Origin of the sequence: Methanobacterium paludis (assembly GCF_000214725.1) — an archaeon.
In the GTDB taxonomy this organism is placed as follows: domain Archaea; phylum Methanobacteriota; class Methanobacteria; order Methanobacteriales; family Methanobacteriaceae; genus Methanobacterium_C; species Methanobacterium_C paludis.
This window is the reverse complement of record NC_015574.1, coordinates 1,020,600-1,032,311: the sequence shown is the minus strand read 5'-3', so window position 1 is coordinate 1,032,311 and position 11,712 is coordinate 1,020,600. Positions and strand designations below refer to the sequence as shown.

The 11,712-nt window shown below is 30.7% G+C and carries 10 protein-coding genes; 7 read left to right on the top strand and 3 right to left on the bottom strand.

Features of this window, described 5'->3' with window-relative positions:
* Positions 1 to 355 precede the first annotated feature (355 nt).
* The 3 genes from MSWAN_RS04690 (at position 356) to MSWAN_RS04680 (ending at position 3,699) form a co-directional block, all read left to right on the top strand.
* A complete protein-coding gene (locus MSWAN_RS04690) occupies positions 356 to 778 on the top strand; it encodes a DUF1616 domain-containing protein (protein WP_048187919.1) in 423 nt (140 codons plus the stop codon).
* Between the two features lie 418 nt (positions 779 to 1,196).
* Positions 1,197 to 2,135, top strand: coding sequence for an SDR family oxidoreductase (locus MSWAN_RS04685; protein ID WP_013825464.1), 939 nt, complete (start codon positions 1,197 to 1,199; stop codon positions 2,133 to 2,135).
* A gap of 130 nt (positions 2,136 to 2,265) precedes the next feature.
* The gene (locus tag MSWAN_RS04680; RefSeq protein WP_013825463.1) at positions 2,266 to 3,699 is read left to right on the top strand and encodes a flippase; all 1,434 of its coding nucleotides are present in this window, start codon (positions 2,266 to 2,268) and stop codon (positions 3,697 to 3,699) included.
* 58 nt (positions 3,700 to 3,757) lie between these two features.
* Here MSWAN_RS04680 and MSWAN_RS04675 read toward each other — a convergent pair whose 3' ends face one another.
* From MSWAN_RS04675 to MSWAN_RS04665, 3 genes are read right to left on the bottom strand one after another with little or no spacing between them, the layout of a single operon-like run.
* Positions 3,758 to 4,615, bottom strand: a complete 858-nt coding sequence (locus MSWAN_RS04675) for a glycosyltransferase family 2 protein (RefSeq protein WP_013825462.1) — start codon at positions 4,613 to 4,615, stop codon at positions 3,758 to 3,760.
* On the bottom strand, positions 4,609 to 5,463 hold the full coding sequence (locus MSWAN_RS04670) for a glycosyltransferase family 2 protein (protein ID WP_013825461.1): 855 nt from the start codon (positions 5,461 to 5,463) through the stop codon (positions 4,609 to 4,611). Before MSWAN_RS04670 ends, MSWAN_RS04675 begins: the two co-directional genes overlap by 7 nt.
* A gap of 16 nt (positions 5,464 to 5,479) precedes the next feature.
* Positions 5,480 to 6,556, bottom strand: coding sequence for a glycosyltransferase (locus MSWAN_RS04665; RefSeq protein ID WP_013825460.1), 1,077 nt, complete (start codon positions 6,554 to 6,556; stop codon positions 5,480 to 5,482).
* A gap of 309 nt (positions 6,557 to 6,865) precedes the next feature.
* On the opposite strand from MSWAN_RS04665, the gene MSWAN_RS04660 reads away from it, so the two are divergent.
* From MSWAN_RS04660 to MSWAN_RS04645, 4 genes are all read left to right on the top strand, one after another.
* Complete coding sequence (locus tag MSWAN_RS04660; protein ID WP_161597488.1) at positions 6,866 to 7,867, top strand: glycosyltransferase; 1,002 nt, start codon at positions 6,866 to 6,868, stop codon at positions 7,865 to 7,867.
* Positions 7,868 to 7,940: 73 nt separating this feature from the next.
* Positions 7,941 to 9,176: a glycosyltransferase family 4 protein gene (locus MSWAN_RS04655; protein WP_013825458.1), complete on the top strand. Its 1,236-nt coding sequence runs from the start codon at positions 7,941 to 7,943 to the stop codon at positions 9,174 to 9,176.
* A 211-nt stretch (positions 9,177 to 9,387) separates the two neighbouring features.
* Entirely contained in the window at positions 9,388 to 10,440 is a 1,053-nt protein-coding gene (locus MSWAN_RS04650) for a glycosyltransferase family 2 protein (RefSeq protein ID WP_013825457.1), read from the top strand.
* A 151-nt stretch (positions 10,441 to 10,591) separates the two neighbouring features.
* On the top strand, positions 10,592 to 11,608 hold the full coding sequence (locus MSWAN_RS04645; protein ID WP_013825456.1) for a glycosyltransferase family 2 protein: 1,017 nt from the start codon (positions 10,592 to 10,594) through the stop codon (positions 11,606 to 11,608).
* Positions 11,609 to 11,712 lie beyond the last annotated feature (104 nt).

Sequence of the window (11,712 nt, the reverse complement as noted above, 5' to 3'; positions counted from 1 at the left end):
AGATAAAATATTTAGTATTAATAATGTAGCCGTTTTTTTTTAATCTCAATAATTTTAGATTTTAATATTATCGGAATACGGAAACCTTCTTCCGCTAACATTAAGTATTATATTTTGTTATATAAAGTTTTCGGGAGAAATGTAAGAACCATTTCAGGAAAATTTATTTTGAGAAATAACGATAAAGTATATTTTAATTAGATTACAATCAACAAAATTAAGATAATTCATAAAAAGAACAGTCCACTTTATAATTTCCAAAGTATAATCTATCTTTATAAAAATTATGTTTTAAAACATTAAAGTAAAAATTTGAGGAATAAAATTTAAGGAATATAACCTATAGGTGTTCATTATGAAATTGGATAAAATTGTTTCAATATTACTAGCCATTATAATTATTATAGCAGTTTCAGCAACCATTTACATCATAGTTAACCCAGCACCAAATGAAACATTCACAGAATTCTACATACTTGGAGAAAATGGGAAGGCAGGAAACTACTCAACCAGCATGAATATTGGTGAAACAAGTAATTTAACGATAGGCATAGTAAACCATGAATATAAAAATACTTTTTATCAAGTTGTCGTTAAAAACAACAACAACAGTGTATTCGAGAAAAATATAACCCTGCAAAACAATGAAAAAATAGAAATACCCTACGAATTCACCGCATCTCAAACAGGCATCAATAAGCTGGATTTCTTCCTTTACAAACTTCCAGATGAAAAAAATGTTTACAGATCTCTCGATCTGCCAGTAAATGTTTCTTAATTATTTTTTAATTGTTTAAGAAACATTTTCATGTTATTTATTAAGGATTATATGATAATTGATTAAATTTTTATAAAATAGGCATCTATCATAATGGTGAACTCAATTAAATTCAATTAATTCAGATTAAAATTATCATGGATTTTTATTAAAAAAATTTATTAAAAATTTTATTAATTCTAAGGTTAATTTATAAACCATTTTAAATAATCTGAAAGAGTTAATTATAAAATAAAAGTTAGTTAAATTACTTATTCAAAATTATATCCAAAATTAATTACTTATTCAACTATTATAAACAGAATTATTTTATAAATAGAATTAATTATAAAAAAAGATTCATTTGTAATTGGTTATTTATTAAAAATATTTATATTTAAAATCTTTATAAACTTGCAATAAAGTGGAGAAAAGTAGAATGAAGGACAAAAAGGTAGTTGTAACAGGTGGTCTGGGATTCATAGGATCACACATCACAGAAGGTTTAATTGAGAATAATGAAGTCACAATAATCGACGACATGTCCGCTGGAAAACTTGATAACATCAAACATCTTGAAACGGAGAACATCGACTTTATAAAAGGAGATATAACGGAATTAAACCTTAAATCAATATTCGATGATAAAGATTATATATTCCATGAAGCAGCAATGGCAAGTGTTCCTAAAAGTGTTGAAGACCCTGTAAAATGCAACAGAATCAATATTACAGGTACTTTGAAGGTTCTTGTGGCTGCAAAGGATACTGATGTTAAAAAAGTTGTTTTAGCCTCATCATCTGCAGTTTACGGTGATTCACAGAACATGCCACTCAAAGAAGATGAACCCCTAAAACCAATGTCACCATACGCTGTCACCAAGGCAACAGGAGAACTCTACTGCAACACCTTTACAGATTTATACGGCCTGCAAACAGCAGCTTTAAGATACTTCAATGTTTTCGGACAGAGACAGGACCCTAACTCCCAGTACGCCGCCGCAATACCCAACTTCATAGACAAAATATTAAAAGGTGAAAGACCAGTTATCTACAGCGATGGGGAGCAGAGCAGGGACTTCATATACATAAAAAACGTTGTTGATGCCAATATCAAAGTATGTGAGTCCAACAAGACTGGTATTTTTAACATAGGCCACGGCAAGAAAACAACCATTAATGAACTTGTCAAGGTTATAAACGAGGTTATGGAAACTGAAGTTGAACCTGTTTATGAAGATCCAAGGACGGGAGATATAAAACATTCACTTGCAGATGTTTCAAAGGCTAAATCCTTTGGATTTGAACCGGAAGATAAGTTTAAAGATGAATTAAGGGAAACTGTTCGATGGTTTGCTGGTGGAGTAAAAGCTAAATAATGCGTATCTAGGATACTAATCTTAAATTTCTAATTATATTTACGAACATTAAAAACAGTAACTTATAATTAAACATATTATAGAAAAAAGCAGTTATCAACATAAAATTACTCCTTAAAGGATGTAAACTATGAGTACCGTACGTAAAATCGCCAAAAACACTACTGTATTATTTATATCTCAAATTTTGAGTTATATCTTAGGATTTTTTGGTACGATGTACACAGCACGATATTTAGGTGCAGATGGGTTTGGAATTTTATCAACCGCGCTTGCACTTACAGGCATTTTTGCTGTTTTTACAGACATGGGTTTGAGTACATTAACAATAAGAGAAGTTTCACGAGATACAGCATTAGCAAATAAATATCTAACTAATACTGCGGTACTAAGAGTAATCTTAACCTTTTTAACATTTGGACTTATAGGATTAACTGTTTTTATAATGGGTTATCCTCCACTTGTTAGTAATGTTATTTACATTATAACACTTTCCTATTTATTTGGAGCAATTTCTGGAGTATTCTTCTCGATATTTCAAGCCCACGAAGATATGGAGTATCAGGCCTTAGGAAATATTATAAATAGCATATTTTCATTTGCAGGAATTTTATTTGTTATATTTTATGCGTTAGGAATAATAGCCTTTGCATCCATCTATCTAGTTACAGGATTCATTCTTTTAGTTTACTGTCTAATCATCTATGCATGGAAATATTCTCTACCTAAAATGAAGATAGACCTAAGTTTCTGGAAACCCACAATAATGTTAGCAATCCCTTTATCTGTAATATCAATATTTTCAGTAATTGCTTTTAAAGTGGATACAGTAATGCTTTCAGCTATGAAAGGTAATGTTATCGTAGGATGGTACAGTGCATCATATAATCTAATGGTAGCCTTATTGTTCCTTCCAGGAGTATTCTCTTCTGCAGTTTTCCCTGTATTTTCAAGTTTCTTTGTTTCATCAAAAGATTCGCTCAAATTTTCATACAAAAAATCTTTCAAATATTTAACAATGATATCTCTTCCAATTGCAGTTGGAACAATGCTTCTAGCAAAACCAATCATATTACTGATATACAGCATTGAATATTTACCGTCAATACTCATACTACAGATACTGATCTGGACCATTCCAATAACATTTTTAAATTATGTATTTGGTTCAATGATCCCTGCAATGAACAGACAAAACCTTCTTCTTAAAATAACCTTTGTTTCAATGGTTTTAAATATAGCCTTGAACCTTGTGTTGATTCCAAAGTTCAGCTACATCGGAGCTTCGGTAGTAACTTTAATAACAGAATTTAGTATATTTATATTATGTTTCTACACCCTTTCAAGATCATTCTGCAAAATCAGTTATAATGAAGTTTTGACAAAACCCATTTTAGCAAGCATTATCATGGGACTTTTCATATATTTCACCAAATTGAACTTATTTGTTGAAATAATAATAGGTGCAGTAATCTATTTTGTGGCCATGATTCTTTTAAAAGGATTTTCAGAAGAAGATAAAGATATTTTCAGACAATTAATCAAAAGAAAAAAAGTAGAATAATTACCATTTAAATGACATCATATCCTATTCTCACCATTCTTATTTAAAAAAATGGAATTTAAACTTCATATTCTGTTATAATTTCATCAGCTATTTTCTGATATTTTTCTTCTATTTTTCCCCGGGTGTTTGGAGAATTGTACATCCTCATCAGTTTCAATTTAGTATAAGTAACTAAACGATACATTCCCATTAAAAGGCTTATAGAAAATCCCATGAAACCATCTTTATATCCTTTATGGTTCAGATATCTCCATCTAAACTCACTTAAAACCCTCATAGCCATATGTCTCAATTTAATATCTTCACCAGCTTCAAAGAGTTTCTTAGCTTCAATAGTTGTATATCTGTTTAATTTTTCAATGAAATGTTCCACGTCCTTATAACTAAAATGAACAAATCCATCTTCGGGGTTTTCTATTTTATGTATCCTCGCACCTTCTTTTATTTTAGAAAAATTATGTATTTCGCCACTGAAACTGAAAAATTCTTTTTTGAAAAATCGAGGATGTAAACTTTGTAGTGGACCCCACCCTAAACCCTTTATCAAAATTCCTGCAAAGTAATTTTTGTGGGGTATATAAACAACATCTGCGGCATCATCATCTTTAATTTTTATTAAACATTTTTTTAGGCTTAAAGGCACAATTTCATCAGCATCAACACTCAAAACCCATTTATTAGTTGTTTTTTCTAGAGAAAACTGTCTTGCAGGATCAGCGTATCCCACATTCTTAAAGAAGTATATTTTATCAGTGTACTCCTTTGCGATATCCACAGTCTTATCTTTACTATACATATCAACTAAAATTATCTCATCTGCCCATTTAACAGTTTCAAGGCAATTTCTTATATTTTTTTCCTCATTGAACGTATGTATTACAACAGAAATATTATTGTTGACTTTTTTTAACATTTGTGTAGCCACCATAAAAATTTTCGGAATATTAAGCCCAATTTAATTGTTATTTCTGATAGAAAAGCCTCAAAAAAGTTATAATGTTTATAAGAGTATATGATACGGGTTTTATGTAAATACGGATCTTTAAACCATTTATCTTCTTGAGAAGCTCCTCCAATATGTGTTATACTAACTCTTGGATCATAAATAACTGGAAAACCTGAATCATGAACCCTCTTACAGTAATCAACATCTTCAGCATTGAAAAAGAAATTTTCATCTAAGAGCCCTACTTTGTCCACTAATTTTTTTTCCATCAACATGAATGCACCTATAACCATGTCAACTTCTTTAGGTTCTTTCCACTGTAAAAAGTCTTCATAAACATTATAATGTCTAAATAAAAAATACTCACCAATTAAATCTTTTAAAGAAGGAAATCGGGCTGTTGAACCTTGTAAATCACCATTTTCACCAATCAAACTTGGTGCCCAAATTCCAGGACATTCCATGTTTTCTAAGTATTTAATTCCTTTTTCTAAACAATTTACATTAACAAAAGCATCGTTATTTAATAGAAGTACATATTTACCTTGACTAATCTTCAATCCTTGATTATTAGCTTTCGAAAATCCCAAGTTTTCTTCATTTTCAATAATTTCAACATAATCAGGTAAAAGCTTTTTAAGTTCTTCAGAAGTTTTATCGGCACTGTTGTCTACAACAATGATCTGTGCATTAATTTTGGCTTTTTTAACTGATTTATCTAAATGTTTCACACATTCTGCAGTTAATTTGGCGTTTTTATAATTCAAGATAATTACTGATAATAAAGGCTCGTCAGAGAATTCATCAAATTTCATACAATCAACCCATAAATTAACTTTTGTATATATTTAGCATCTTTTCTGCAACTTTTTCCCAGGTGTAGTTGTTTTCAATATGTTTACTTAATTTATCTGTTTTTGAAGTTTTATAAGCATTAATTAACGCATTTTTAATACTTTCTTCATTTTCAGGATCCACATACCAAACATAATCCTCAAAATAATCCTTAGTACCGCCAAATTCGGTTATTACAATATTTGAACCTGATAAACCAGCTTCTAATGCAGCCAAACCTGGTGTTTCGTAGAAACTTGGCAGTGCAAGAACTTTAGCAGCTTTGTAAGCAGAAGCTAGTAATTCAGAATCGTTTTTAATTGGAGGAATAAATATAACATTTTCATTGGCATTTTCTTTGCAATGCTCATAATAATCTTTTTCATGTATTTTACCAATTATTATGAGTTTAGTTTTTAGGCCACTTTCAACAAAAGCATTTATCAATCCAAGAACATTTTTTCGAGTTTCAATCCTTCCTACAAATAATATAAAGTCTTCCATACCATATTTGTCTTTAAATACTTTGGCATTTCCATTTTTAAATTTTGAATCTGCAGCATTAGGTACCAATTCATATTTATCTTTGGGAACCTTGGAAAATTTGTTCAACAAGCCCCCAAGTTCCACAACAGTGTTTGGAAGTATTTTATCTGCCTCTAAAAACGCCTTTTCAACATCTTTATATCTGTCAAGATATTCAAAGGATTTAAAAGTGGAAATATAAAGTTTAAAACGGGACAATATATTTATAAAATGGTCAAAAATATTTTTTAATATAGATTTTTCTTCTTTTGGTAAATAACTATAGTAAATTGATGAAATAATCACTTTTAAACCTTTTTCTTTGGAATATTGGGCAATTCTAAGAGCTTCACATGGAAATGCCATTGGGTTGAATATATGTATCACATCGTAATCATCCATATTATCATGCCACGGATCAAATAAATTGACCTTTATCTGGTCATTATACAATTTGTTGAGAGATTCCATGGTTTTTATCATTTGAATTTCTGCGCCACCACAAATATTAAAACCGGTTTGGTGAGTTGTGAAAATTACTTTTATCATTTAATACCTCTAAAAGTGATGAATTGAAAGCTTTGTAACTTGATAACATCTAAACAATTGAAGTTAATTCTATATTTCTCATCAAGTTAATAATGTATATTGGATATATCTTTAATATAATCTAGGAAATATGGTTATGAGTACCTATAAATTGAAACAAGATTAGTTTTAAAAATTATTATTTATAAAATAGAAAAATTAAATGGATTATCTGCTTTCAGGAAGAACACAATGATACCAGTTAACTTCATCACAACATGGCACATAAAGTGTGGAATAGCAACTTATTCCAACTTTTTAGTGGAGGAAATGAAAAACTTCAAGGATATTGAAATTAAAGTGCATCCTATTACTCAGCAGAATTCAAAAAGTCCTATGCCCTTTTTAAAAATAGTTAAGGAAATCCAAAAATCTGAAATAACACATATACAATACCAGCCAGGACTTTTTGGATTTGTACCTTATTTACCTACTTTCATTAATTACATCCCCCTAATGATATTCCTATTGAAATTTTGGAAAAGAAACAAAATCGTTATAACTGTCCATGAATTTGTTCTGGATTCTTTCTTGGATAAATTAACACTGAAATTCATCAACCTTTCAGATAAAATAATAGTTCACAACAAGAAAATGGCAGATTTTATGATAAAAAATGGTACTCCATGTGAAAAATTTGTTTTGATGCCCCATGGAACTCCTGAAGGCGTTTTTTTGGATAAAAACGATGCAAAAATGAGTTTAGGTTTATCTAATAAAAAAGTTTTAACGATATTCGGTTTTGTTCATAAAAATAAAGGACATGATCTTGTTATTGATATTTTAAATTCTTTAGATGATGATGTCGTACTTCTTGTAGCTGGTGAAGCAAGAATAGCTGAACATAAAAAGTACTACAACTTTTTAAAGCAAAGATCATCTGAACTTGGTCTGGAAAATCGGGTTATATTCCTTGACTATATCAAAGACGAAGATCTTCCAGTAGTTTTTAATTCAACTGATATTGCCCTCTTTCCATACAAATGGATAATTACATCCGGTTCTTTTCATATGGCTTTAAGTTACAACATTCCAACCATAGCATCTGATCTGGAATATTTTAAGGAAATAAAAGATGAATATGGATGCATAGAACTATTTGAACAGGATAATAAAGAGGAATTGGTTGAAAAAATAAAGGATTTATTAAATAATAAAACAAAACAGGATTATCTAAAATCAAAATGTAGTGAGTTCTACGAAAAAACCAGTTGGAAAGCTGTCGCGAAAAAAACTTCAGAAATATATTCAGATTTGGTTGAATCGAATTAATATTTAAAAAAATGATTAAGTATTTATTTGGAAGATAAATTCAATGATTTAATATTGTTTAAAGAGGAATAAAATGCAGGATCACATGAAAATAGCAGTATTCCATAATTTACCCTCAGGTGGGGCAAAAAGGGCATTATATGGATACATTAATTACCTTACAAAGAAAGGACATACAGTAGATGTTTTTGTGCCTTCAACAGCAAATGAAGAGTATTTACCCCTTAAAAATGTTGCATCTACCGTAACTATATTTCCTATTAAAAAAAGTTTTTTTGGTTCCAAATTATCTAATTTCAGGTATCTCCTATCAGTCAAGTCTTCTCCAAATGATGATGAAAAAACACAGCGGAGAATTGCTGAACATATCAACAATCAGGATTATGATGTAGTTTTCAGTGAACAGGACATGTACACCTTGTCTCCATTTTTTTTGAGATACATTAAAAAGCCTACTGTATATTATTGTCCCCAACCTTCAAGGTACCACGATGCCATACTGAAAGTTGTGGAGGACAGAGCAGAAACTAAAAAAAAGGGATTGAAGAGTTTGGTTGGAAGATTGAAATTTAAGTATGCTGTGATGCTTGAAACCAAAATTGATAGTTACAACGCTTCATTCTCAAAGTATATCATTTCCAATTCTTATTTTTCAAGGGAATCTTTGCTGAGAAATTACGGGCTTGATTCATTTGTTTCATACCTTGGAGTGGATACAGAACTATTTAAACCCCTCAAGACATCTGAAACTAAGTCTAAAGAAAATTTTGTAATGTCTGTTGGAACATGCAAACCCGCTAAAGGTTATGATTTCTTAATTAATTCCCTAGCACTTGTTAAACCAAAAATAAGGCCTAAATTAGTTATAGTTTCCAATTCATCAGAAACAAAATGGATCAATTATCTTAAAGATCTCGCTTGTAAAAGATCTGTTGAACTAGAAATAAAAGATATGATTGAAGATGCAGAATTGGTGAAACTTTACAATCATGCAAAACTTGTTTTGTATGCCCCTCACCTTGAACCATTTGGACTGGTTCCTCTGGAATCTATGGCATGCGGTACACCTGTTGTTGGTATAAAAGAGGGAGGAGTAAGGGAAAGTGTTATCCATAATAAAACAGGGCTGCTCACAGAAAGAGATGAATCCACATTTGCCCAAGCAACCACTGAACTTCTCTCAAACGATGCCAAAAGAGATGAAATGGGTGACAATGGTATCAAACTTGTTAGAGGTTTTTGGACACTTGAACATGCGGGTAAAAGATTGGAAAAACATCTGGAAAATGCTTTAAATAGATACAATTAGTGGATCTATTCAATAAATGATTTCAGGAATGTTTTTAAATGAATTTTTAATCTAAATGTAATGTGAGCAGGTAATCTGTAAGTACTGGATATAATGGATATACTCAACTAAAAATATTCTTAAAGTAAGACTACTGTTTCCTTTGAGATTTTATTATGTTACATACTAAAATTAATGCTATTAATCGTTTGATGAAGTTGGTGAGAATTTTATGAGTTTTAGTGATGATGTGCCTAGGGTTGCTGTTATTATTCTGAATTGGAATGGTTGGGAGGATACAATTGAATGCCTGGAATCATTATACCAAATAAACTACCCAAACTACCAAGTAATACTCATAGATAACGCATCAACAGATGACTCCATCCAGGAGATAAGAAAGTACTGCCAAGGAACCCTAAAACCCCAATCAAAATTCTACACATACCAAACAAAAAACAAACCCATAAAAATCACAGAATATACAGAAAAGGAAGTTAAAAACCTTGAAATTTTCGAATCACATAATTTTAAACCAGATAAAAATTTAATATTAATAAAAAATTTTGATAACCATGGATTTGCAGGTGGAAACAATATAGGGATGCAATTTGCACTTGAAAAAATTCAAGTTGACTACGTTCTTCTTTTAAATAACGACACATTGGCAGATAAGAATTTCATTACTGAATTGATAAATGCGTCAGAAAAGGAACCAAAAATTGGAATTGCAGGTTCAAAACTGTTAAATGCATATGATACAGAGATAATAGATTCTACGGGTCATATCATTAAATGGGGAAGAATCGTAGATAGGGGGCATGGAGAAATTGATAAAAACCAGTACGACCACAAGAAAGATGTTGTTGGTGCCATGGCTGCTGCAGCCCTCTACAAAAGTCACATGCTTAAAGAAGTGGGTTTGCTTGATGAAAGTTTCATAACCCTTGGGGAAGATGCAGAATTATCAATGCGATCCCATAAATTCGGATGGAAAGCCAAATTTGTTCCAGAGTCAATAGTTTATCATAAGAGAGGTAAATCTATCACAAAAAGAGATGTGATAAATAGGATGACTGTTTTAAGTACAAAAAATACCACCGAAAATGTTTTGAGATACGGAACATCAAAAGAAAAAGTTTTTTACAGTTTCGTTCTCATAAAAGAAGGAATGTTTGTCGTTTTTGGAAGTTTATTAAAGCGTAACACTATGAAAACGTGGGATTACACTAAATTAATCCTTAAATCATACAAAAAAATTATTTGCAGTTTGTTCAAATCTTAAAGATAGATCCATTTGAATTATCAGTTGGGTTTGAAAAGTTTATTATGACCATTTCATTCAAGAATATAAGATAAAAAAATATAAAATTTGAATTAAAATTGAATGTTGTATAAAAATTTGTAGATAAAAAATTTTTTGGGGAGAGAATTTTATGAGTTTTAGTGATGATGTGCCTAGGGTTGCTGTTATTATTCTGAATTGGAATGGTTGGGAGGATACAATTGAATGCCTGGAATCATTATACCAAATAAACTACCCAAACTACCAAGTAATACTTGTAGATAACGCATCAACAGATGACTCCATCCAAAAAATAAAAGAATACTGCCAAGGAACCCTAAAACCCCAATCAAAATTCTACACATACCAAACAAAAAACAAACCCATAAAAATCACAGAATACAGCACAGAAGAATCTGAAGCCTTTAATGGGGCTTGTAAAACAGCTTTACCTAAAACAGAGTTACATCCAAATAAGAACATGATACTCATAAAAAATACTAAAAACTACGGGTTTGCTGAGGGAAACAACATTGGTATAAGGTACGCCCTTAGATCATTAAACCAAGATTACACCCTACTTTTAAACAACGACACTGTTGTTGACAAAAATTTCCTTACAGAACTGGTCAAAACAGCAGAAAGCAGTGCTGAAATAGGCGTTGTTGGTCCAAAAATTTATTATTATGATACTAACGGCAGAACTGATATGGCATCCAACATTGGAGGAGTTGTGGATCTATCCAATTTCCCGGGTTACTATGATTTATCTGATGTAAATCCTGCAGAAAAGTATAAAGGCATTTTGGAGTGTGACTGGGTTTCAGGGGCGGCTTTGATGATGAAAACCCGTGATATTCCAATAAAATTATTGAATAAAGAGCTTTTCTTTGGAATGGAAGATATCGACCTGTGCATAAAACTCCGAGAGTGTGGCTATAAGGTAGTGTCAAATTTAAACTCAAAAATATGGCATAAAACCAGTGTTTCTCGGAAGAAAAAGAATTTAATTAGGAGAACCTTCTCTGAAATCAGCACCTCCCTGAAATTTCTTAAAACACATCAAAAGTTCTATTACTCACATCTTCCCTTGTACATTGCTCAGATCATGAAAATAAATCTGATGCTGTTAATTAAAAAAATCTTAAGGACAATTAAAGGAACATGACATTATTAAGAATATTAAAATAGGAAATATAAAAAATAGAATATAAAGTAATTAACGTAATATGAAAGATTAAAATATGGAAATAAAAAGAGTTTTTTATAGTG

Excerpts from the sequence above, each read along its gene's own strand:
- MSWAN_RS04690 (WP_048187919.1), top strand. The coding sequence starts at position 356 with ATGAAATTGGATAAAATTGTTTCAATATTACTAGCCATTATAATTATT.
- MSWAN_RS04685 (WP_013825464.1), top strand. The coding sequence starts at position 1,197 with ATGAAGGACAAAAAGGTAGTTGTAACAGGTGGTCTGGGATTCATAGGA.
- MSWAN_RS04680 (WP_013825463.1), top strand. The coding sequence starts at position 2,266 with ATGAGTACCGTACGTAAAATCGCCAAAAACACTACTGTATTATTTATA.
- MSWAN_RS04675 (WP_013825462.1), bottom strand. The coding sequence starts at position 4,615 with ATGTTAAAAAAAGTCAACAATAATATTTCTGTTGTAATACATACGTTC.
- MSWAN_RS04670 (WP_013825461.1), bottom strand. The coding sequence starts at position 5,463 with ATGAAATTTGATGAATTCTCTGACGAGCCTTTATTATCAGTAATTATC.
- MSWAN_RS04665 (WP_013825460.1), bottom strand. The coding sequence starts at position 6,556 with ATGATAAAAGTAATTTTCACAACTCACCAAACCGGTTTTAATATTTGT.
- MSWAN_RS04660 (WP_161597488.1), top strand. The coding sequence starts at position 6,866 with ATGAAAAACTTCAAGGATATTGAAATTAAAGTGCATCCTATTACTCAG.
- MSWAN_RS04655 (WP_013825458.1), top strand. The coding sequence starts at position 7,941 with ATGCAGGATCACATGAAAATAGCAGTATTCCATAATTTACCCTCAGGT.
- MSWAN_RS04650 (WP_013825457.1), top strand. The coding sequence starts at position 9,388 with ATGAGTTTTAGTGATGATGTGCCTAGGGTTGCTGTTATTATTCTGAAT.
- MSWAN_RS04645 (WP_013825456.1), top strand. The coding sequence starts at position 10,592 with ATGAGTTTTAGTGATGATGTGCCTAGGGTTGCTGTTATTATTCTGAAT.